General features: G+C 59.7%; 20 protein-coding genes and 1 tRNA gene. 10 read left to right on the top strand and 11 right to left on the bottom strand.

What is annotated here, in order from left to right:
* Nucleotides 1-85: 85 nt before the first annotated feature.
* Nucleotides 86-592 carry a DUF6735 family protein gene (locus HL45_RS12730; protein WP_233274772.1) on the bottom strand — a complete coding sequence of 169 codons (507 nt, stop codon included), beginning with the start codon at nt 590-592 and terminating at the stop codon, nt 86-88.
* 63 nt (nt 593-655) lie between these two features.
* Nucleotides 656-1,420, bottom strand: coding sequence for an NAD-dependent epimerase/dehydratase family protein (locus tag HL45_RS12725; RefSeq protein ID WP_049971455.1), 765 nt, complete (start codon nt 1,418-1,420; stop codon nt 656-658).
* Nucleotides 1,421-1,534: 114 nt separating this feature from the next.
* Here HL45_RS12725 and HL45_RS12720 point away from each other — a divergent pair, with 114 nt between their 5' ends.
* From HL45_RS12720 to thiD, 3 genes are all read left to right on the top strand, one after another.
* Complete coding sequence (locus HL45_RS12720; RefSeq protein WP_049971454.1) at nt 1,535-2,590, top strand: AIR synthase family protein; 1,056 nt, start codon at nt 1,535-1,537, stop codon at nt 2,588-2,590.
* Nucleotides 2,591-2,653: 63 nt separating this feature from the next.
* Complete coding sequence (locus HL45_RS12715; RefSeq protein WP_049971453.1) at nt 2,654-3,673, top strand: AIR synthase family protein; 1,020 nt, start codon at nt 2,654-2,656, stop codon at nt 3,671-3,673.
* A complete protein-coding gene (thiD, locus tag HL45_RS12710) occupies nt 3,670-5,028 on the top strand; it encodes a bifunctional hydroxymethylpyrimidine kinase/phosphomethylpyrimidine kinase (RefSeq protein ID WP_049971452.1) in 1,359 nt (452 codons plus the stop codon). The genes HL45_RS12715 and thiD overlap by 4 nt, the downstream gene beginning before the upstream one ends.
* A gap of 5 nt (nt 5,029-5,033) precedes the next feature.
* Here thiD and HL45_RS12705 read toward each other — a convergent pair whose 3' ends face one another.
* The 3 genes from HL45_RS12705 to HL45_RS12695 all read right to left on the bottom strand — a co-directional run bounded on the left by HL45_RS12705 (nt 5,034) and on the right by HL45_RS12695 (nt 7,222).
* Nucleotides 5,034-5,510, bottom strand: a complete 477-nt coding sequence (locus HL45_RS12705; RefSeq protein WP_049971451.1) for a hypothetical protein — start codon at nt 5,508-5,510, stop codon at nt 5,034-5,036.
* An 81-nt stretch (nt 5,511-5,591) separates the two neighbouring features.
* On the bottom strand, nt 5,592-5,936 hold the full coding sequence (locus tag HL45_RS12700; protein ID WP_049971450.1) for a four-helix bundle copper-binding protein: 345 nt from the start codon (nt 5,934-5,936) through the stop codon (nt 5,592-5,594).
* A 29-nt stretch (nt 5,937-5,965) separates the two neighbouring features.
* On the bottom strand, nt 5,966-7,222 hold the full coding sequence (locus HL45_RS12695; protein WP_368085930.1) for an aryl-sulfate sulfotransferase: 1,257 nt from the start codon (nt 7,220-7,222) through the stop codon (nt 5,966-5,968).
* A gap of 135 nt (nt 7,223-7,357) precedes the next feature.
* On the opposite strand from HL45_RS12695, the gene HL45_RS12690 reads away from it, so the two are divergent.
* Nucleotides 7,358-7,651 (top strand): hypothetical protein, encoded by a 294-nt coding sequence (locus tag HL45_RS12690; RefSeq protein ID WP_049971449.1) that lies wholly within the window; start codon nt 7,358-7,360, stop codon nt 7,649-7,651.
* 114 nt (nt 7,652-7,765) lie between these two features.
* Nucleotides 7,766-10,444 carry a DNA mismatch repair protein MutS gene (gene mutS / locus HL45_RS12685; RefSeq protein WP_233274771.1) on the top strand — a complete coding sequence of 893 codons (2,679 nt, stop codon included), beginning with the start codon at nt 7,766-7,768 and terminating at the stop codon, nt 10,442-10,444.
* Between the two features lie 29 nt (nt 10,445-10,473).
* On the opposite strand, the gene HL45_RS12680 is transcribed toward mutS, so the two are convergent.
* Entirely contained in the window at nt 10,474-11,616 is a 1,143-nt protein-coding gene (locus HL45_RS12680; RefSeq protein ID WP_049971448.1) for a M24 family metallopeptidase, read from the bottom strand.
* Nucleotides 11,617-11,762: 146 nt separating this feature from the next.
* Here HL45_RS12680 and HL45_RS12675 point away from each other — a divergent pair, with 146 nt between their 5' ends.
* Nucleotides 11,763-12,047 (top strand): S8 family serine peptidase, encoded by a 285-nt coding sequence (locus HL45_RS12675; RefSeq protein ID WP_049971447.1) that lies wholly within the window; start codon nt 11,763-11,765, stop codon nt 12,045-12,047.
* Between the two features lie 137 nt (nt 12,048-12,184).
* Here HL45_RS12675 and HL45_RS12670 read toward each other — a convergent pair whose 3' ends face one another.
* Nucleotides 12,185-14,320, bottom strand: a complete 2,136-nt coding sequence (locus HL45_RS12670) for a PQQ-binding-like beta-propeller repeat protein (protein ID WP_049971446.1) — start codon at nt 14,318-14,320, stop codon at nt 12,185-12,187.
* Nucleotides 14,321-14,706: 386 nt separating this feature from the next.
* On the opposite strand from HL45_RS12670, the gene ncsA reads away from it, so the two are divergent.
* Nucleotides 14,707-15,744 carry a tRNA 2-thiolation protein NcsA gene (gene ncsA / locus HL45_RS12665; protein ID WP_049971445.1) on the top strand — a complete coding sequence of 346 codons (1,038 nt, stop codon included), beginning with the start codon at nt 14,707-14,709 and terminating at the stop codon, nt 15,742-15,744.
* Nucleotides 15,745-15,827: 83 nt separating this feature from the next.
* Here the strand turns inward: ncsA and ftsZ are convergent, their stop codons facing one another.
* The 3 genes from ftsZ to HL45_RS12650 form a co-directional block, all read right to left on the bottom strand.
* Nucleotides 15,828-17,018, bottom strand: coding sequence for a cell division protein FtsZ (gene ftsZ / locus HL45_RS12660; protein ID WP_049971444.1), 1,191 nt, complete (start codon nt 17,016-17,018; stop codon nt 15,828-15,830).
* A gap of 3 nt (nt 17,019-17,021) precedes the next feature.
* Nucleotides 17,022-17,201, bottom strand: coding sequence for a ribbon-helix-helix domain-containing protein (locus HL45_RS12655; protein ID WP_049971443.1), 180 nt, complete (start codon nt 17,199-17,201; stop codon nt 17,022-17,024).
* A 183-nt stretch (nt 17,202-17,384) separates the two neighbouring features.
* Nucleotides 17,385-17,909: a double zinc ribbon domain-containing protein gene (locus HL45_RS12650; RefSeq protein ID WP_049972030.1), complete on the bottom strand. Its 525-nt coding sequence runs from the start codon at nt 17,907-17,909 to the stop codon at nt 17,385-17,387.
* Between the two features lie 129 nt (nt 17,910-18,038).
* On the opposite strand from HL45_RS12650, the gene HL45_RS12645 reads away from it, so the two are divergent.
* Nucleotides 18,039-18,112 (top strand) — tRNA-Tyr (locus HL45_RS12645).
* A gap of 197 nt (nt 18,113-18,309) precedes the next feature.
* Here the strand turns inward: HL45_RS12645 and HL45_RS12640 are convergent.
* Nucleotides 18,310-18,768, bottom strand: a complete 459-nt coding sequence (locus HL45_RS12640; RefSeq protein ID WP_084157006.1) for an SLC13 family permease — start codon at nt 18,766-18,768, stop codon at nt 18,310-18,312.
* 218 nt (nt 18,769-18,986) lie between these two features.
* On the opposite strand from HL45_RS12640, the gene HL45_RS12635 reads away from it, so the two are divergent.
* Nucleotides 18,987-20,168 carry a M24 family metallopeptidase gene (locus HL45_RS12635; RefSeq protein ID WP_049971441.1) on the top strand — a complete coding sequence of 394 codons (1,182 nt, stop codon included), beginning with the start codon at nt 18,987-18,989 and terminating at the stop codon, nt 20,166-20,168.
* A gap of 160 nt (nt 20,169-20,328) precedes the next feature.
* Nucleotides 20,329-21,012 (top strand): DUF7504 family protein, encoded by a 684-nt coding sequence (locus tag HL45_RS12630; RefSeq protein ID WP_049971440.1) that lies wholly within the window; start codon nt 20,329-20,331, stop codon nt 21,010-21,012.
* Nucleotides 21,013-21,026 lie beyond the last annotated feature (14 nt).

The following is a 21,026-nucleotide window of genomic DNA, read 5'->3' as shown; positions in this document are numbered from 1 at the left end:
GTTGTCACTGCCTGTTGTAGATGGCGGTCGGATAAAAACCGACCGCCATCCCGCCATCGTCGTAGGAGGTCGGTCGGAAAGTCGATCAGACCATCGAGATCACCTCTCGACGGTCGCCCGCCCACTCGGTCGTTCGTCTGGCGAGGTAGTTCGTCGCTTCGTGCTCTCCGAGCACTCCGCGACGAACCATATCCCGGACGACCGCCCGTGTGGCCCGAAACCACTCTCGGACGTGGACTGCGTCGTGGTCGTCACGAACCGCGACGAGCGCGCCGACGGTCGGGTCAGTGCGCTCCGTGGGGCCGAACCAGAGCGGGATGTACGTCGTGACGACCCACGCGAGTGAGACGACGTACAACGCCTCTATCTGCTGATAGTCGAAGTTTGCCGTCTCCTTGCAGGAGAGTACAGTGGCTTGGGGAGTCGGTTCGATAGCGGGTTTCCACTGGGTTTCGGATTTACTTTCCTCCGCGAACGGCGTCTCCGCCGTGATTTTGTGTCGAAGCGCGAGGGAAGTCGCGCCCCAGTGTGCATAGTGGCGGTCGTAACGGCCGTCCGGTCGCTCGTAGGCGACGAGTGCTCTGTGTCCCACGGGTAGCCCGCAGTGGTCGCGTCATCGAATAAAAAGATACGCGAGGGATGGGGCCGTTGTACATCAGTCGAGTACTTCGGAGGCGTTGTTACGCGGACGATAGCCCAACGCTCGTTCGGTTGCAAGAAGCGAGAGGAATCGGTCGTCGTTACGCGAGGTGGCGTGGGCAGTAACCGTCGGTTCGGGCAGGTCTGCGGTGACCGAGGCGTGTATTACGTTCCGACAATCTTGGGGACTCAGCCACATCGCGCGAGAGAATCGGGCGTGTTCGTCCGATTCAGTCTGCGTCTCTCTCAGTTCGTCTTCCGAGAGAAGCCAGCCGATTCTGAGGTTGACCACCTCGATACCGTGGCGGTTTGCGAAGTACGTTCCGAGGGCTTCTCCGGTGACTTTGCTCACGCCGTAGTAGGAGTCCGGACGCGGCGGATCGTCGGGGTAGACCGGATGGGCGTGACCGGTAACCATCGTTTCCGTTTCTGCCGGGTCGTTCGCGTTGTACATCCCGACGGCGTGGTTGGAGGAGGCGAAGACGACGCGGTCGATGTCGTGTTCGCGGGCGGCCTCGAAGACGTTGCGCGTCCCTTCGATGTTCACGTCCACGGTGCTTCGCCAATCGGCCTCCGGCGAGGGATTCGCGGCGAGGTGAACGACCACGTCGTGGCCAGCAAGGACTTCCGAAACCCGCTGGGCGTTGGTCACGTCGCATACCTCGCCGTCGATGTCGTCATGCTCGCTGTGCGTGATGGGGGTTACGTCGTACTCTTCGAGGGCGGCGAGCGTTTCGCGTCCGACGTTCCCCGCCGCGCCCGTCACTGCGATTCGTGTCATGTGGGCGAGATGGGCGCGATGGGACGTATAACTCCCGGCCAGTGGAATACCGGGATACAGAGTACTACTCCGTCGAATCACTACCGATTTGTGCCACTGGAGGATATTCCCGGTATGACCGACCTCGGGAAGATAGACCGCGATTTCTTCGACGAACACGTCTATCCGTATCTTGGCGCGGAACGCGACGACGAACTGCTCGGGCCCAAGCATGGCGTCGATTTCGGGGTTATCGAGCTTGGCTCGATGGCTAATCAGACTGCGTCTGATGATGTGATTGACATGGGGGAGCAAGTCGTCGCCCTCGCCACCGATCCGATTTCGATTTTGCCAGAACTCGGATTCGAACGCGCCGGGTGGTTCGCCTTCCACGTCGTGATGAGCGACGTGGCGGTCAGTGGCCTGCAACCGACCCATCTCGCGGTGGACTTCAACCTGCCGCCGGAAATCACCGACGAGGAGTTCGCAACCGTCTGGAAAACATTTGACCGCGAAGCTTCAGAATTGGGCGTCAGCGTCGTTACGGGCCACACAGCGCGATATTCCGGTTGTCAATATCCATGGGTTGGCGGAGCGACGACGTTGGCGGTCGGCAAGAAGGAAAACCTTGTTCGACCAGATGGGGCAAAACCGGGGGACAGCGTCCTCGTCACGAAAGGCCCGGGCGTCGAGACGGCCGGGTTTCTGGTCACGCTGTTCGAAGACCACATCGACCTGCCGGAGGAAACCATCGAGGATGCGAAAGAGCGGTTCTACGACATGAGTCCCGTGGAGGACGCCTTAGTTGCGGCAGATGCAGGAAACGTTACCGCAATGCACGACGCCACGGAATGTGGGATTCACGGCGCGCTAGTCGAGATGGCCCGGGCGGCGGATGTCAAATTCGACGTGAGTCACGACGACGTGCCGATTCTGCCGGGCGTGCTGGAGGCGTGCGAGTTTTTCGACATCAATCCGTGGGAGTCCACGACCGAGGGAACGCTCGTCCTCACCGTCGCGCCGGAAAGCACCGACGCGGTGCTTTCTGCGCTCTCCGACGCCGGGATTCCGGCGGCCGAAATGGGTACAGTGCGTGAGGGTGATGGAGTGTACGTCGATGGTAGTCGAATCGAGCATCCCGACGTAGACCCTTCGTGGCAGGTGTTCGCCGAGTACGCAGACCGGGACTAAACGAAATCGTGGACAATCCAGTAAGCATCACTGGTAAATACCACCTAGTAATAACACCTGCATATGGACAACCTCGGCAAAGTAGACAGGGAGTTTTTCGAGGAGTACATTTACCCGCATCTCGGTGCGGAGCGCGACGACGTGACGCTGTCGCCACAGCACGGCGTCGATTTCGGCGTCTTCGAGGTCGGCGGAAAAGCGGTCGCAACCGCGACAGACCCGATTTTCATCATGCCCTCGCTCGGGTTCGAGCGCGCAGCGTGGTTCGCCTTCCACATCATCATGAGCGACGTGGCGGTGAGCGGACTCACGCCGACCCATCTCGCGGTGGATTTCAATCTCCCGCCGGAAATCACGGACGAGGAGTTCGAAACGATTTGGAAGACCTTCGACCGAGAGGCCAAGGAGTTAGGCGTCAGCGTCGTCACGGGCCACACAGCGCGCTACACAGGATGCAACTACCCGATGGTCGGCGGCGCGAACGCGATGGCCGTCGGCGACCCGGACGACATCGTTCGCCCGAACGGCGCGAATCCGGGCGACCGCGTCCTGCTCACGAAAGGGCCAGCGGTCGAAGCCACAGGTCTGCTTTCCATCCAATTCGAGGAGTTGATGCACGGAGAGTTGCCGGAGGAAACGGTCGAAGATGCAAAAGACCGATTTTACGATATGAGTCCGGTCGAAGATGCGCTGGTTTCCGCGGCGGCAGGGAACGTCACCGCGATGCACGACGCGACCGAGGGTGGCGTTCACGGCGCATTGGTCGAGATGGCCCGCGCGAGCGGGGTTCATTTCGACGTGAGCAGGGAGTCGATTCCGATTCTGCCGGGCGTGTTGGAGGCGTGTAAATTCTTCGACATCAACCCGTGGGAGTCGATTAGCGAAGGAACGCTCCTCCTTTCGGTCGCGCCCGAGGACGTAGACGGCGTCCTCGCCGCGCTGGACGAGGCCGACATTCTCGCCGCCGAAATCGGTCAAGTCCGCGAAGGCGACGGTGTCGAAATAGATGGCGAACGAATTTCTCATCCCGAGGTTGACCCGTTCTGGGGTGCCTTCGAGGAGTTCATGGAGCGTTCCCAATGACCAGGATTCCGGCACCCGTCGAACCGCCGGTCGCGCTGACAATCGCCGGAAGCGACTCCGGTGGCGGCGCGGGGATTCAGGCCGATTTGAAGACGATGGAGGCCCACGGCGTGTTCGGGACCAGCGTCATCACGAGCGTCACGGCCCAGAACACGCAGGGCGTCGAGGGAACGTTCACGCTCCCCGTCGGAGCAATCGAGGAGCAGTGTTCCGCCGTCCTCTCGGATTTCGACGTTCGGGCGGTCAAAACCGGGATGCTCGCGGAAGCACCAGTCGTGCGGAGCGTTGCGGAACGGGTCGCGGAAATAGACGTTCCAGTCGTTATCGACCCCGTGATGGTCGCCACCTCCGGCGACCGACTGCTCGATTCGGATGGCGAATCGGCCTACGAGGAACTCATCCAGCACGCGACGCTCGTGACGCCGAACGCGGACGAGGTGGAAGTACTGACCGGCGTGAAACCCGAGGATGACGAAAGCGCGCAATCGGCGGGCGAGGAACTGCTCGAAATGGGTGCCGACGCCGCACTCATCAAGGGCGGGCACGTTCCAGGCGAGCAGGTTCGGGACGTGCTGGTGGCCGAGGACGGCGTCGAAATTTTTACTCACGACCGAATCGAGACGGACGCAACACATGGTTCCGGCTGCACGCTTGCCAGTGCCATCGCGGCCCGACTCGCGCAGGGAAACACCCTGCGCGAGTCGGTTGCAGGTGTGACGAAATTCATGGAACGCGCTGTGCGCTACCATCTGGATGTGGGCGAAGGGCCGGGGTCGGTTCACCACCTCGTTGAACTGCGGAACGACGCGGAACGCGATTCGACCGCCGAAGCAGTCGAGCGCGTCGTTCAGTCGTTCGTCGAACGGGACGTGAGCGACCTCGTGCCGGAAGTCGGGATGAACGTCGTCGGGGCGACCCCCTACGCCGAGAAAGTCGGTGAAACCGCCGCCGCCGAGGGCCGAATCACCCGAACCATGTCGGGCGTGAAGCCGAATCGCGGCGTGCGATTCGGCGCGTCCAGCCACGTCGCCAGATTCCTGCTTTCGGCGCGCGAGTTCGACCCCGACCTGCGGTTCGCCGTCAACTGCCGATTCGATGCCGACGTAGAAGCCGCACTCTCGACGCTCACCGGCGAGGTCGCAGAGTTCGACCGCTCGGCTGAACCGAAAGACGTGAAAGCACAGGAAGGCAGTACGATGCAGTGGGGTGCGAGACGGGCGTTCGAGTCGGTAGACGAGACGCCCGTCGCAATCATCGACCGGGGCGAAGTGGGGAAAGAGGCCATCGTAAAGATTCTCGCGAAGGACACGGAAGAACTGCAACGCCGGACGTTCGCGGTGCTTTCGTCGTTATAGGTTCCTTACTCTTCTCCCATCCAGTTGTAACACCGAAACGTCTCCCGGTCGGTCGTCAGCATCTCGATGGGGATGAATCCCTTCCCACCCCGCGCGCCGGCCTTCGGCCGGTCGGGGTCGTCCGCGACGAACATCGGTTTCGCTCGGAGTTTGAACGTTACTTCGAAGTTGCCGACGCCCCCTTTTTCGGGGTCGAACGACATCTCGACCCCGGACGCCCCGACGCCGAACGTGACGTAGCCCGCTGGGGATTCCACTGCAACGTCGTGGCTTGCCAGTCCACCAGCGAGGTCGGATAGCCAGTCAGCCATCCCCTCGCGGTCGAGGTCTGTTTCGAGGTCAAACGAACCGTCGTCTCCGATTTCTCCGTTTTCGAAGACGAACTCCGGGTACCGGAGTTCGTCGGGCGAGAGCGCATGGTGGTCGTGGCTATCTGTCGATTCTTCCACATCGTCAGCGCACGCCTCGCACTCGTCGGTCATAATTCAGACACTACTCCGGCGGTACATCACGCTGTCGGGAGTCGGAGACGTGATTCGGAAAAATAGTCGGGTTCGACCGCTTTATGCCATCATCGCACGACAGCTTTCGGCGCACTCTTCTAACACGTCGGCACAGACCTGACAGTGGTCGTGGTCGTGCTGGGAACACTCCTCGGCGCACTCTTCGCATGCACCGGCGCAGGCTTCCGCAAGCTGTTCGCTGTAGTTCGAATTTCGCGCCATGAACCGCGCGTGCTGAGTGGTGAGGTCGGCCACGTCTCGGCAGAGACGCAGACACCGTGCCATCTCTTCACCTTCGCCTGCACATTCGTCCGCGCACCACTCGCTGGCTTGCGCGGCCTCGAAGCAGTTGTCGATGCAGTTTTGCTGTTCGTCGCTCAGGTGCTCGATTTGTGCGAGTGCCATGGAAGAGTGGTCGGGAGTGTTTAAGGAGGCTACTGTGGTTGCTCATGCAACCGTCTTTTCCGACTCCGAACGACCAGCCAGAACCCGACGAGAAACGTCAAAAGTGCCACGAAACCGACCGCGAGATGCCATCCCGCCAGCCAGTACGGGAGGGCGACGACGTGTCGGGCGCTGTCGAGCAGATAGCTGAAGACGGGCAGTTTCGTCGTTCCGCTTCCGACGACACCGTCCGAATCGGCGGGATTTCCTGCTGGATACTCGCCGGGGTCGCGGTCTGCTTCGTAGGGTACCGTTGGAACCCGTGCGCTCCACACCATTTTCCCCGATTCGTTCAGTTCTACGACGCGGTTGTTCCGACTGTCGGTGACGAGCGTATTGCCGTTTGGCAGACGGTCAGCATCGCGGGGCCAGTCGAAGTTGATTCCCCCCGCGCCGTGTACCTGCCATTCGGGTTCCCACTGCCCCGTGGCTTCGTTTCGGTGGAGTTCCACGATGCGGTCGTTTTCCGAATCGGCGACGAGAACCGCATCTTCGGAAAGCCACTGTGGATTGTGCTGGTAGTTCAACACGCTCGTGTCGCGGTCTTCGTTCACTACTTCGACGACGCCCTCTCCGCGCTCTACGACGAGCAGTTGATGTGCGTTGCGAACCGAGACGAGGTATCTGTCCTCACCGATCCTGTCAACATCGTTGATGTGGAGCCAGTCAGTTCTGGTCGGGTCGGGTGGCGAATCGTAGTACTGGCTCGCGTTCCACTGCCACGTTTTCGTCCCGTTCGGCGCGAGCGTGAACACGCGCTCTCTGTCCATATCCGCGATTAGCAGTTCGCCGGACGGAAGCAGTTCGGCATCGTGGACTTCGCTGTTCCCGCTGGTTCGAACCGGAAACGACCACTCGTAGACGATTCGGGCGTTCGGTTCGGGGTTGATGATTCTGACGCCCGTGTGCGCGCAGGGGGATTCGTAAAAACCGCAGTCGTCGTCGCCCCGCTCCATGAACGACGCGAGAACCGACCCGTTCGGGAGACGGGACACGTCGTGATAACTAGCTGCTTGGCCGAAATCCCAAATCTGTTCGCCCGCGGCGTCGAGGACAACGACCCGGCCTTCGGTGGTCGTCGATTGTACGCCGATGACGGTTTTTTCGGCGTTGTTCGTCGTCGGTGCCTTCGAAATCGGCGGCGCGACGGCGGCGCTCACAACCAATACGAGCGCGAAGCTGACGATGGAAACGACCATCAGTCCGGCACCGAGTCGGCGACCCGAACGAGGAATCACGGAAACCACGCGAGTACTGTTAGATGCGGTGGAGTATCAAAATCGTGCTGGCCTTCGACTAGCTGGCGAGAATCAATATGACTCACAATCTCACAGTGATGCAATGAGGTAACACTTTAGCTGACGTACCGCTCTTCTTCGACAGTGCTCGAATCCCTCCAAGACGAAGTCGAACTCGTCGCTCGAACCGTCGAAATCCTCCAGCGCATCCGTGCGGAAGAACCGGTCGGCCTTCGGCACGCGTCTACGGTTACCGGTCTTCCGGAGCACCGGGTCAGAACGTCGTTTCAGATGCTCGAAAACGAAGGACTGATACAGCCGACCGGCGATGGTGCGGTGACGACCGACCGGACCGAACCGTTTCTCGATAAGTTCGACGCCGAAGTCGAATCGGTGCGGGCGAACGTCGAGGAACTCGACACGCTGATGGCCGAGTAACCCGCCACAATCATCACCGCGGACTCGATTCCGGCGGAGAAACCACATCGTTTTATTCGCGCCCCAACTCACTCCGGACATGATTTGGACTGCTCGTTTCCGGAGGTGTCCGCCGTGAGCGAGGGCGGCATCGTCGGGGAGTTTTTCTCGCTGAAAGAGGAGGCAGACGCGGACGTGCTGACGATGCAGGTCGGCGACTTCTACGAATTTTTCGCCGACGACGCGGAACTGGTCGGCGACGTGCTGGATTTAAACGTTTCCCAGAAGTCGAGCCACGGAAGCAGCTATCCGATGGCAGGTGTCCCGCTTTCGGAACTCACGCCGTATATGAAACAACTGGTCGAACGCGGTTACCGAGTGGCAATCGCCGACCAGTACGAAACGGAAAACGGCCACGCCCGCGAGATTTCGCGGGTCGTGACGCCGGGGACGCTGCTCGAAACGACGAACGACGACGCCCAGTATCTCGCCGGAATCGTTCGCGTGGACGACGGCTACGGGTTGGCCTTCGCGGACGTGACGACGGGGAGATTTCTGGTCAGTTCGGTGTCCGGCCCGGACGCCGATTCGAAGGCGCTGACGGAACTCTATCGATTCGACCCTGCCGAAGTGCTTCCCGGTCCCGAGATTCGCAACGACGATTCGTTCCTCGAAGCGGTGCGCGAACGGACAAACGCCTCCCTCTCGCTTCACGATGCGAACGCCTTCGCGCCCGGAAAGGCGAAACACGTCACCCGCGAGCAGTTCGGAACTGAGGCGCTTTCCAGCATCGGCTTAGATTCCGCCGACGGAAACGCGCCGAACGCGGAAGTTCGCGCGGCGGGGGCCGTTCTCTCCTACGTCGAAGAGACGGGTGCGGGCGTCCTCGGGTCGATGACGCGCCTCCAGTCGTATCACGCAGACGACCACGTCGAACTGGACGCGACGACCCAGCGCAACCTCGAACTCACGGAAACCATGCACGGCGACCGAAACGGGTCGCTGTTCGACACGGTAGACCACACGAAAACCAGCGCGGGCCGTCGCCTGTTGAAGGAGTGGCTTCAGCGCCCTCGTCGGTCGCTCGATTTGCTCCGCGAGCGCCAGTCGAACGTGTCGGCCTTCGCGGAATCCGCGTTGGCCCGCGAAGAGATTCGGGAAACGCTCGGGGACACGTACGATCTCGAACGGCTGGCGAGCAAAGCCGTCTCGGGGAGTGCCGACGCGAACGATTTGCTCCGGGTTCGGGACAGCCTCGCGGTTCTCCCGGCCGTCGCGGATTCGATTGCGAACGCACCGTCCCTATCGAGTTCGCCACTCGCAGAACTCGTGGCTCGTGCCGACCGAGCGCAGGCAGAACGCCTGCGCGAGGAGTTGGCCGAAGCACTGGCCGACGACCCGCCGAAAACCGTCACGCAAGGTGGACTATTCCGCCGGGGCTACGACGACGAACTGGACGAAATCATCGACCAGCACGAGGAGAATCTGGAATGGTTCGACACCCTCGCAAGCCGCGAAAAATCGCGGACTGGAATCTCGCATTTGCAGGTAGACCGCAACAAAACAGATGGTTACTACCTCCAAGTCGGCAAGTCGGACACGGACAAGGTTCCCGAGGAGTACGAGGCGGTCAAGACGCTAAAAAACTCGGAACGATACGTCACGGACGAACTGCGCGAGCGAGAGCGTGAAATACTGCGTCTCGAAGAACGCCGCGGCGAGTTGGAGTACGAACTGTTCGGGCAACTCAGGGTGCGAATCGCAAACCACGCGGAACTCATGCAGGACGTGGGGCGCACGCTGGCCGAACTCGACACCCTCGCAAGCCTCGCGGTTCACGCCGTCGAAAACGGCTGGGTTCGTCCGGAACTCGCCGAGTCGGGATTCGACATCGAACAGGGTCGCCACCCCGTCGTGGAACAGACGACCGAGTTCGTCCCCAACGACGTGCGGATGGACGACGAGCGCGAGTTCCTCATCGTCACCGGGCCGAACATGTCCGGCAAATCGACGTACATGCGCCAAGTCGCGTTGATTACCCTGCTCTCCCAAGTCGGCAGTTTCGTCCCCGCGCGGGAGGCGCGAGTCGGATTGGTCGATGGCATCTTCACCCGCGTCGGCGCGCTGGACGAGTTGGCCCAAGGGCGTTCGACGTTCATGGTGGAGATGCAGGAGCTATCGAACATCCTCCACTCCGCGAGCGAGGATTCCCTCGTCATTCTGGACGAGGTGGGACGCGGAACCGCGACCTACGACGGAATCTCGATTGCGTGGGCCGCGACGGAGTATCTGCACAACGAGGTTCGCGCGAAAACGCTCTTTGCGACTCACTACCACGAACTGACGACGCTGGCCGACCACCTGCCGAGAGTTGCCAACGTCCACGTTGCGGCAGATGAGCGAGATGGCGACGTAACCTTCCTCAGAACCGTCCGCGACGGCCCGACGAACCGCAGTTACGGGATTCACGTCGCAGACCTCGCTGGCGTACCGGTTCCAGTGGTCGAACGCTCCCGTGACGTCCTCGACAGGTTACGACAGGAGAAGGCAATCGAGGCGAAAGGTGGCACGTCGAGCGAACCGGTACAGGCCGTGTTCGACCTCGGAAGCGGCGAGTTCCAGCAGGGAGAGATTGGTTCGAGTGCTGGCGAAAATAGGGACGAATCGAGCGGAACCGGGAGCGACACGTCGGAAATCGACCCCGAAACTGAAGCCGTGCTGTCGGAACTCTCGGGCGTCGAAGTCGCCGACGTATCGCCAATCGAGTTAATGTCGAAAGTACAGGAGTGGCAAAAACGACTCGACGGCGAATAAGGAACTACATCGTCCGTGTCCGGATTGAGCTACCGACTTGGCGATGGCCGAATCCGTCGCGGATAGTCGGTCAAATTTTCGTAGCCCGATTCCGTGACGACCACGAGGTCTTCGATGCGAACCCCGCCACGTTCCGGGTCGTAGACGCCGGGTTCGACCGTGACGACGTTCCCGACTTCGAGTCGCTCGTCGCTTGAGAGGGATGGCGATTCGTGCAGCGAGCGGCCGACGCCGTGTCCGGTTCCGTGGTACATCCCGACCGAAACGTCGCCCACCTCGAACCCATGATTTTGGAGCGTTTCCGAAACGCTTCGGTGAACCGTCTCGGCACGGATTCCCGCACCCGAATCGAGCGTTTCGAGGGCAGCGTCCTGCGCATCCTGCACGGCGTCGTAGGTGGCGCGTTCCCACTCGCCAATATCGCCGACGACGAAGGTTCGAGTCACGTCACCGTAGTAGCCACGTGAACCGCGCGGGGAAATGTCAAGTAGAATCGTCTCCCCGGAATGAATCTCGTCCTCACCGGTGAAATGCAGGTCGGCACAACTCGGCCCGGCACCGATGACGGTGTTTCTGGCGTCCTGCACGCCGTGGCGTGCGAGAACGGCGTTGACCTCCCTCCGAAGGCGTTCCGTAGTGAGCAGCTTTCCTTTCCAATGAAGACACTCGTCCCGAATCGTTGTTTCCGCGAGAATGGATTCCGAACGAGCCATTCCACGCTGTGCGACCTCCTGAACTTCGGCCAGCGCGGCACGTTCGTCTGGCGTCTTCCGCGAGCGACCGAAATCGGCGTCCGTCGTAACGAGTTCGAGGTGCTGTTCGAGCGCGGTCGCGGTTCGATGAGAAATATGGCTGGGCACCAGAATCCGCTCTGCATCGGCGAACTCCCGAATCGTTTCGATGGCGCGGGCCGGTGCTGTCGCCCCTGTTTGGTGTTCGCTCGTCCGAACATCGTCGCCACCGAACTCGCGGCGTGCTTGCTCACCGAACAATCGTGGCGCACAGAGTATCGCCCGTCCAGCGACGAAGACGAACGCGTAGTCGCGGTCCGGCCCGGAAAAATCGGTGAAATATCGAAGCAGGTCATCGAATCGGTCGCCGACGTGAACGAACGCATCCGCGTCAATTCTGTCGAGTTCGCGGACGATTTCGTCAAACGCTTTCTGAACCATTGTTTGTTTGCTACCGGTATTCTTTCACACACTCAATAGCCGCTTCCATGTCCCCTGTTGATTGCCGCTTGTCTGCAACACCTGTGTCGAACCTCCGACAAACCGGTGGAGGGCGGTGCTGTCTTCGAACGCGAAATTGTTTCAAAATGGATGTTCTGCGAAGGTATTACCGAACGACGAACGAAGTGGTGCCGCCGGATTTGAACGACGGCACCGCCTACGCATGGTACGCAGGTACCTCGATGGCGGCCCCGCAAGTTGCTGGACTCGTTGCTCTCATCCGCGAGGCCAATCCAGACTTGAGCGCGAAGAAGGTGCAGAACATCATCGAGAACACCGCCCGATTCAGCAACGGCAAGAGCGATGCCGACATCGGGGCAGGAGTCATCTACGCACCTGACGCAGTTGCGGAAGCGGAGCAACGGAACTAATCACGGCCCGTTTACCCGGCGAACTATTTTTAATACGCTCACATGTACGAGAATCGCTGACGTTCACGGGGACGTTTCCGATACGGGTTGACCAACGACAACGTACTGTTGCCTGTCGAAGGTAGCGCCCGATTGTGCTATCTGAACGCGTACACTGCATCGCTGGCAGCGTACACCCTGTCGTCCGAATCGACTGTAACGCTCTCGACTTCCCCGCCGGTTTCGAACCGGCGAATCTCACTTCCGTCCGCCCCTGACAGCGCGTACACTCGTCGGTCGCTGGCACCGACGTAGACGGTGTCGTCCGCGACGACCGGTTCGCAGAGCGACCCGAACGGGAGGAATTTCGGGTGGAACGACCATCGTTCTTCACCAGCCGAAAACGCGGTAAGCCACTCTCTGCTGTCGGTTCCCATGCTCGTCACGCTGGTCGTGACCGCGTAGACGCTATCGTGAGTTTCGCCCGCAACGAGATGACTGATAGAATCGCCGTTTTCCGGGGTCGTCCGCCACAGTTCGTTGCCGTCGAAATCGTATGCGACGACTTCGTTTTCGTCGGTTCCGGTGTACACCGCGTCACCAGATGTGATTGCACAGACGTTCTCACCGGCAACCCACCGCACGCCACCTGATTCGAGCGCGAGAACCCGGCCCTCCATGACAGCGAAAGCGCGGTTTTCGCGCGCTGTGAGGCGTGTAACGGAGCCGAGGGCACCGCAGTCGCCCTCGTACCGCCACTGCAGTACACCAGTTTCTGCGTCGAAGGCACTGACCCACCCGTCGCCGCCAACGAACACCGCTTCGTCCGTGACTGCTGGCTTGGTAGCGATGTTGCCGTTGCATCCGGCACGCCACTGTTCGGTTCCGCCTGCGGTGTACGCGACGACGTCCCCGCCGTCCGCGACGTACAGCAGTTCGTTCTCCGTGGCCGGTGCGTTTCCACCGTCTGCCATCCACTGCTTTTCGCCGGTTTCGGCGTTGAGTGCGACCAATTCGTCGTTCGAAACGTAGACGTTTTCGCCGACTGCAAGTGTGCCGGTTCGGTCTACACGCCAATCGAGTTCCGTCGAATCTACACGCCAATCGAGTTCCGTCGAATCGCGTATCACGTACAGGAAACCCTCACGGTCGGTAACGTAGATGTCGTCGCCGACTGCGGCGGGAAGCCACGAATTGCCGAGGTTTCGAACCGGGACACGCCAGCGTTGTTCACCGGTCGCGGCGTCAACCGCGACCAGTGCATCGTCACCGGAGATGGGGATGTAAACGGTTCCATCGGCGACTACCGGCGTTCCGGCGGAGTCGCCTCCGTCTTCAAACGACCACTGTTCCGCCCCGTTTTCACAGTGAAGCGACCACGCACGTGCCTCCCGACCATCCGTGATAATGACCGAATCGCCGATGATTGCAGGAGACTGCGCGAGTCGTGCAGAGTCAGCGACGCTGGTTTCCCATTCCGTGCCTCCATCGTCCGTCGAAAGGGCGAACACGCGCTCCCCGCAGACGTAGACAGTTCCGTCGGCAACCGTCGGCGCGTGGTTAATGGTTCCATCGACGCTGGTCTGCCATTGAGGAGTTCCGGTTTCGGCCTCAAAGGCGTACACGTCGGATTTATCGACAAAGTACGCGACGCCGTCGACGACTGCTGGCGGGACGTTTTCGGCGCTTGGGATTTCGCCCTCCTTGCCGCTCGGAATGCGGATTCGCCAGCGTTCGGTTCCTGTCGCTGCGTCTACTGCCCAGCAGACTCCCTGTCCGTTTGCGTCGCTGGTTTTGAAAAAGAGCGTCCCGTCAGTGGTCGTTATCGGAGAGCTTTCGGTAACGCCGACTTCGAACCGCCACTGCTCGCTTCCGTCGCTCGTCGAGAGCGCGAGTACGTCCGTCCCTGCCACGTAGACCGTGTCTCCGACGACAGTGGGCGCGTAGTCCAATCCGCGGACGTTCGCCGTCCAGCGCGTTTCTCGCGCTTCCGTGTCGAATGCCCTCAGCACTCCCGAGGTGTCAACGACATAGGCCGTGCCATCGACGACGGTTGGCGCGAATAGGCGTCGGTCGCACAACTGTTCGCTCCACGCTATCCACGCCCCGGAACCCGGGTCACCTCCGACTGGGTTGTAACCCGTGTTTCCGGCGTCGTACTGGAACGTCGGCCAGTCCTGTTCGGCCGAACGCTGCGCGTCGGACATTACTGTCCCCGAAAGCCCCGCCGTGCCGAGCGCGACGCTGGTCAGTTTGAGAAAAGTTCGCCGTGTTTCGTCGGAGGGTCGAACCATGAATTCAACGAACGGGAAGTATAAGGTTTATTATTCGTCCCTTAAACCGGTCGCAATCGGTGTCTACTGGCAGTTCGGTAGCAGTTACCACGCAGCAGTAACGGATTCTTGTTTCGGCGTTAAAACTCCGTTACAACCCATATTCGCCCACTCCAATCGACAGCGCATCGTCAATTCAACTACCGGAGTCGGCGGAGCCACTATTCGAAAGTAATTGTCAAAAATACTATCATGAAACAGTTATTCACCGAAAAAATCCCAAAATACGGTCGTTCTTGTGCTTCTCAGAATAGACACTTTAGTTACCTTTCCGGGATTTAGTATAGCGATATTCGATTTACTCCGGAGCGAAACCGTGAAACGGCCCGCGACGAAAGCCACAGGTAATGGACTGCGATAAGTGCGACCGAGAGGCGGTGATGCACGCGGCTTACTCGGGGCTTCACATGTGTGAAGACCATTTCTGTCGGTCGGTCGAAAAGCGCCTTCGACGGCGGATCCGTGACGACAATCTCCTTCCCGCATCTGCTACGCCCGACGAGCCACAAACGTGGCTCATCGGTCTTTCCGGCGGGAAAGACAGCGTCGTTCTCACACAGATTCTCCACGACACGTTTGCCAACGACCCGCGCGTCGAACTCGTCGCGCTGACGATTCACGAGGGTATCGAGGGCTACCGAGACAAGAGTTTGGACGCCTGTCTCGAACTCACCGATGAGTTGGACATTCGCCACGAAGTCGTCACCTACGAGGATGAGTTCGACGTGCAAATGGACGACGTGGTGGAAAAAGACCCCGAAAGTATGGCCGCCTGCGCCTACTGTGGCGTGTTCCGCAGGGACTTGCTTTCGAAATACGCCGAGGAGTACGGGGCCGACAAACTGCTCACGGGACACAATCTGGACGACGAGGCAGAAACCGCATTGATGAACTTCCTCGAAGGCGACGTTGCTCAAATCGCCAAGCATTTCGACGCCAGCCTCGGGAAATTCGCGGAAGAAACGCCTTCAAGCGTCTCTTCCGCAGAGAGCGGCGAAGACGACGAAACCGACCACAACCCGCAAACCAGAAACGACCAAGATTCGTTCGTCCCGCGTGCGAAACCGCTTCGGGACGTTCCGGAAAAAGAGGTTGCGCTGTACGCTCACCTCGAAAACCTCCCGGCGCACATCACCGAATGTCCACACTCGAGCGAGGCGTACCGCGCCGAAATCCAGCAGTTGATGCTCTCGCTCGAAGAGAACCATCCCGGAACACGTCACTCGATTATGGCTGGCTACGAGGAACTCGCCGCGGTCGCCGCGGACGAGTTCGGCATCGGCGACGGCAAACGCGAAATCAACGAATGTGAGCGATGCGGCGCGTCCACGACGAGCGACATCTGCCGGAAATGCGCGTTGGTGGAGTCGATTCACGCGGTGTAATCGCAATCTTGTTGATTTCTATTCTAAGATAGCGGAAATAGCAATTCGCTGTTTGCGAAAAAGAGAGAAGAGAGGAAAGCGAATTATCGGATAACGTCAAGTCCGTTGTTTTTCTCGACTTCGTCCCGACCACCGTCGCTCTGGGTGCCGAAGGTGCCAGTTTTAGATTTTTCGACGTTGTTGCTGGCGTCGTAGGACTGTGCATCCACGTCGCGCATCTTCTGCCGGGAGCGGTCGGCCTGTTTCTGCGTCGATGGGCCGAGCACTTGTGCGCTTTTGACGCCAGTCATGATAGCCATGACTCGGACTTTGCTTTTGTAGTTCTCCTGAATGCGTGCGCCCCAGATGACGTTGGCGCTCGCTTCGAGGCGTTCCGTGATGTTGGCCGCAATGCCTTCTGCCTCTTTGAGCGTGAGGTCTGGGCCACCCGTGATGTGAACGAGGCCGCCCGATGCACCTCGGTAGTCCACGTCGAGCAGCGGGTGGTTCATCGCATCTCGCACCACTTCCTCGGTTTTGTTCTTGTCCTGTGTCTCCCCGACGAGCATCACGGCTACGCCGCCCTGATTCATGATGGAGGTCATGTCGGCGTAGTCTAAGTTGATGAGGCTCGGCTGAGTGATGGTTTCCGAGATACCTTTCACCGTTTCGGCGATGATTTGGTCCATCACCGAGAACGCCTTGCCAATCGGGAGGTTCGGGACGTAATCGAGCAGGCGGTTGTTGTCGAGGACGATGATGGAGTCCGCTTCGTTGCGAAGCTTTTCCAGTCCTTCCTCGGCTTTCACCGTGCGGGCACGCTCGACGTTGAACGGTGTCGAGACCATGCCGACGACGATTGCGCCCTGCTCTTTGGCGATTTTCGAGACGACGGGTGCGGCACCGGTTCCGGTTCCGCCACCCATACCTGCGGTCACGAAGACGAGGTCGGCATCGCCGAGAACCTCTTTGACCGTTCCCTGTGCCATCTCGGTGGCGCGTTCGCCCATAGATGGGTCGCCACCAGCGCCGAGGCCGGAGGTGAGGGATTTGCCGACGAGGATTTTCGTGTCGGCTTCGATCATCTTCAGGTGCTGTTTGTCGGTGTTGATGGCGACGGTATCCGCGCCATCGACGCCGATGTTGTACAAGCGGTTGATGGTGTTGTTTCCGGCACCACCACAGCCGACGATGACGATTCGCGGGTCACCGAACTCGTCGCCCGTCGTGACGGCGTCCATCTCGCGCTGTTCGCTTTCTGCGTTTTCCAGTGCTTCTTGAACGATGTCCTGCATCGTTCACACCTTCGCCCAAGTGCGCTTGTTCGTGGTCTCGGTTCCGTTTCCGTCGTGCTCGTTGAGCATGTCGCGGACTGCGGCCCGAATCGCTTCGCTTCGGTTCGGGAACTCGCCGGTTTCGACCATCTGTTCGACTTCTTCGATTTGCTGTTTTGGTATTCGTAGTGTCACGCGCTCCATAGTGGATTCCCCTTGTATGGTAAGACGACACGCGGTATGCTTTCAATCTCCGTCTTACGCCGTATTAGCGGCCAACACGCGATATTTTGACCGATTTAACGTTGGCGTAAGACAATCGTCTTACGTGGAAGTATCCACAAAGGCGCAGTATATATAATTAACGGCGGTTGTAAAACAATCGTTTTACGACGAATCTAAAACGTCCGCTGACGGCGTTCTTCGGCCACATCCGGGGCAAAACGCCCAGTCGGATCGAATCTCGTCGCCACAGTCACAGAACACGCGGTGTGTCGCCTTCTCACCGCAGTTCGGACAGTATACGTGGCCCGAATCGAGCGACTCTCCGCACTGGCCGCAGGTGTTCTCGGTCTGACTTGTGTCGTCGGTTGTCCGACGCGCACGATTCGTCGTTCCACTCGATGTCGGGGTGTGTTCCGTTGCCCGAATCTCGCCAGCACCTTCGACGGTGACGTTTACGTTGATATCTCGCCCGCTCTCGCCCGCACGAGGCTCGAGTCGCTGGTCGATGAGGTCGTCTACGCGCTCTGTGACGACTGCATCGAGGCTCCCGTCGGTTTGCTCCGCTGATTCTCCCTGGCCGTCGAGATAGTCGCGGAGTGCCTCGCGCATGACCTCGCTCTTCGAGGCGTCGAGCGATTCGAGTTGCTTGACGAGGTCGTCGTCTGCGCGGAACGTGATTTTGCTCATGTCGGCCACCTAATCTTGTCTCTACTCCGATACACACAACCTATCATACTTGAAGCTTTCCGTGTGTCCACCACGCCGTCTCGAATAATAATTCTTAAGTCTGGGACGGGATTAGGTGAAAGTGCGTGCCCGCCCTTAGCTCAGACTGGTAGAGCAGTCGACTGTAGATCGACTTGTCCCCCGTTCAAATCGGGGAGGGCGGACTTTCTCCGAACTCATTTTGACCAGTGTAGCGAGAAGGGTTGTTTTGGAACAGGCGAAAGTCGATGTCGAGGAAGCGAACGAGCAAATCGAAAACGAGGGAGAATAAACTGCAAACGCTAATTTTGGGCGATTTGAGTTCCCGATCCAAGCTTCGGCGGAATCGAATAGTTGCACAGACGCCGGTTGTATTACGATTTCAGACGCCCCAAATGACAGCAATTCCGAAAGCAGTTGCTATTGACAACACTAACTGCAGTGGCGCACCGACGCGAAAGTAATCCGTGAATTTGTAGCCTCCTGGCCCGTACACAAGAAGCTTCGTCTGGTAGCCAATCGGCGTCATGAAGTCCTCCGCGAAGGCCAACGTCGCCGCGAGTTGCTTTCGCTCGTCCGTCCCTGCGAACGAGGCCATCCGTTCGCCGAGTTGCTGTACCGCGCCGGTTTGGCTGACCCCCCCGCTCAAGACGAGCATCGCCAGCACGATAATCGTCGCGTCGTTTACAAACCCCGAGATGTCTTCTTCGGGCGATATTCCCGTCCATGGGCCGAGGACGATAAGCACGACCATGACGATGAGAGCGGTGATGTCCGGCGGAAAGGCTTCCGTGGCGAACAGCACGAAGGCCGCCGTTGCGATGGCGAACACGACGACCATCTCCACTGTCAGTTCCGGAATCGCCGACCCGGTTTGCATCACGAGGTCGGAAACGAGCATTCGAACGGACAACGCTACCCGGACAGCAAAGAGTACGCTCCCAAACGAGAGTAGCCTCGCCATCTCGGACGAGCAACGACGCCGTTCGACAGCAACAGCGATTTGGAACGGCTTTCCGCCACGTGAAGGTTTTAGTTCGCACCAGTGAACGCTATGGCATGGCTACACGACTTCCGGATTCGGAGTTCGACCATCGTCTCGAAGCAGTACGCGAGAAGATACGCGAACAGGGTGCCGACGCAGGCGTCTGGTTCGGCGCGACGAGTATCGAGTATCTCACCGGCTTTGACCACATTCAGACCGAACGACCGGTCGTACTCGCCGTCACTGACGAACGAATCGAAATCACGGTGCCACGACTCGAAGTCGAGCGCGTCGAACCGAACCCGCGAATCGACGCCGTCCATCACTACTTCGACTATCCCGGCGGTAAACCGATTCAGGTTGCTGTCGAAATGCTCTCGGGACTCGGCGCGGAGACAGTCGCCACGGACGCCGACGGCGCGCCCGGCGTGATGGGCTACGACGGCCCGGCGCTCTCGGAGTTCGTCGAAGTCGAAATGCAAGGCTGGGTGAGCAGACTGCGCTGGGCGAAAACCGACGCCGAAATCGACCTCATCCGCGAATCGGCCAAATGGGGGAACCTCGCACACCAGTATCTCGCGGATTACACGGAACCCGGCGCGCACCCGGCGACCGTCAGCCAGCGAGCCTCGATGGACGCTTCCCGGGCGATGCTCGATACGCTCGGGAACGAGTATGTTCCGCGTACGCGAGGAGACGGGCCTGCATTTGCAGGCTACATCACCGGGCCACAAACAGCCCTTCCGCACGGCCACACCGCGAACCGCCGAATCGAGGAGGGAGACGTTCTGGTCACGGGTGCCGCCGCGAACGTCGATGGCTATCACTCCGAACTGGAGCGAACGATGTTCGTCGGTTCGCCGACAGACGAACAGGAACATTACTTCGAGTTGATGCTCGAATCTCAAACCATCGCTATCGACGCCCTTGGGCCGGGTGTTCCCTTGTCTTACGTTGACCAACAGGTGTGGGACTACTTCGAGGAGCAGGGCGTCACCGACCTTGCACAGCATCACGTCGGCCACAACATCGGAATGGGCGGCCACGAACCGCCGTACATCGACCGCGGATGGGATGACCACGTAGACGAGGATGACGCCGAAATGGAACCCGGCCACGTTTACACCATCGAACCGGGACTGTACACCGACACCTACGGCTACCGTCACTCCGACACGGTTGCGGTCACGGAGAACGGCACGGAAATGCTGACCTACTTCCCGCGCGATTTGGAGAGCAACGTCATCACGTGGTAAGCCACCTATCGTATTGTGGTAAGCCATCGCTTCTTCGCGCGATTTATCGTCACAACGCTACCCACGACAACAGTCGGTCAGGTGCTCGACGGATATCGATTCGCGGTTCGTCAGCCATTATCCCGAACCCTTATTTTTGCGTGGAACATTCGTCTCACTAATGAGTTCTCGTCTCGAATTTCGAAGCGGGTCGGGCGAGGGTTCGACGCAGGACGTGCAGTTCACTGAGTGGCTTGCGGGGCTGAAAACGAGTGGCAGCAATCTCCTCGTTACCGGCGACGTGCCGAAAGAGACGAGCGCCGCATTCAGTCGGACGCTCTTCGGACAGGGGCGACGAACGCGCGTGCTCGCGCTTACGAACCCCACCGCACTCGGTGCAGACTCGCACCTTCCGGTCGAACCGAACTCCCCGGACACCCGCGTCATCGACCGACGAACTGAATATCGCGCCACGAAGAGCGACGAAAAAACCGACTCCGTACAGAACGTTTCACGGGAAACGCTTCGTTCCGAGCTAATTTCCGTAATCAGTCAGTACGACGACCAAAACGATGGCTTTTCGCCCGCGGAACTTCGCCTCGGAATCGATTCCGTCGAAGTGCTGTCCGGTGGGGACGACATCGTCTCCCTTTCCCAGTTCCTTCGCGGACTCACCGCAATCGTCCGCGGTGTCCACGGCATGGCGCACTATCATCTTCGAGTGGCAGACGACGACCCGCTCGTAGAAGAACTGTCTCCGCTGTTCGACGCGCGTATCGAACTGCGCAAGCGGCCCGGTTTGGCAGAGCAGCGATGGCACGTTCCCGACCTCGGTGAGACGACCCACTGGGTAGAACTATCATAGCTGACTCACATACC

The organism is Haladaptatus cibarius D43, assembly GCF_000710615.1.
Lineage (GTDB): Archaea > Halobacteriota > Halobacteria > Halobacteriales > Haladaptataceae > Haladaptatus > Haladaptatus cibarius.
Note: the sequence above shows the minus strand (reverse complement) of the source record. Positions and strands in the feature narration are given on the sequence as shown.

Coding starts and splice junctions, on each gene's coding strand:
- HL45_RS12725 (WP_049971455.1), bottom strand. CDS start 1,420: ATGACACGAATCGCAGTGACGGGCGCGGCGGGGAACGTCGGACGCGAA.
- HL45_RS12720 (WP_049971454.1), top strand. CDS start 1,535: ATGACCGACCTCGGGAAGATAGACCGCGATTTCTTCGACGAACACGTC.
- HL45_RS12715 (WP_049971453.1), top strand. CDS start 2,654: ATGGACAACCTCGGCAAAGTAGACAGGGAGTTTTTCGAGGAGTACATT.
- thiD (WP_049971452.1), top strand. CDS start 3,670: ATGACCAGGATTCCGGCACCCGTCGAACCGCCGGTCGCGCTGACAATC.
- HL45_RS12705 (WP_049971451.1), bottom strand. CDS start 5,510: ATGACCGACGAGTGCGAGGCGTGCGCTGACGATGTGGAAGAATCGACA.
- HL45_RS12700 (WP_049971450.1), bottom strand. CDS start 5,936: ATGGCACTCGCACAAATCGAGCACCTGAGCGACGAACAGCAAAACTGC.
- HL45_RS12680 (WP_049971448.1), bottom strand. CDS start 11,616: ATGGTTCAGAAAGCGTTTGACGAAATCGTCCGCGAACTCGACAGAATT.
- HL45_RS12675 (WP_049971447.1), top strand. CDS start 11,763: ATGGATGTTCTGCGAAGGTATTACCGAACGACGAACGAAGTGGTGCCG.
- HL45_RS12670 (WP_049971446.1), bottom strand. CDS start 14,320: ATGGTTCGACCCTCCGACGAAACACGGCGAACTTTTCTCAAACTGACC.
- ncsA (WP_049971445.1), top strand. CDS start 14,707: ATGGACTGCGATAAGTGCGACCGAGAGGCGGTGATGCACGCGGCTTAC.
- ftsZ (WP_049971444.1), bottom strand. CDS start 17,018: ATGCAGGACATCGTTCAAGAAGCACTGGAAAACGCAGAAAGCGAACAG.
- HL45_RS12655 (WP_049971443.1), bottom strand. CDS start 17,201: ATGGAGCGCGTGACACTACGAATACCAAAACAGCAAATCGAAGAAGTC.
- HL45_RS12650 (WP_049972030.1), bottom strand. CDS start 17,909: ATGAGCAAAATCACGTTCCGCGCAGACGACGACCTCGTCAAGCAACTC.
- HL45_RS12640 (WP_084157006.1), bottom strand. CDS start 18,768: ATGGTCGTCGTGTTCGCCATCGCAACGGCGGCCTTCGTGCTGTTCGCC.
- HL45_RS12635 (WP_049971441.1), top strand. CDS start 18,987: ATGGCTACACGACTTCCGGATTCGGAGTTCGACCATCGTCTCGAAGCA.
- HL45_RS12630 (WP_049971440.1), top strand. CDS start 20,329: ATGAGTTCTCGTCTCGAATTTCGAAGCGGGTCGGGCGAGGGTTCGACG.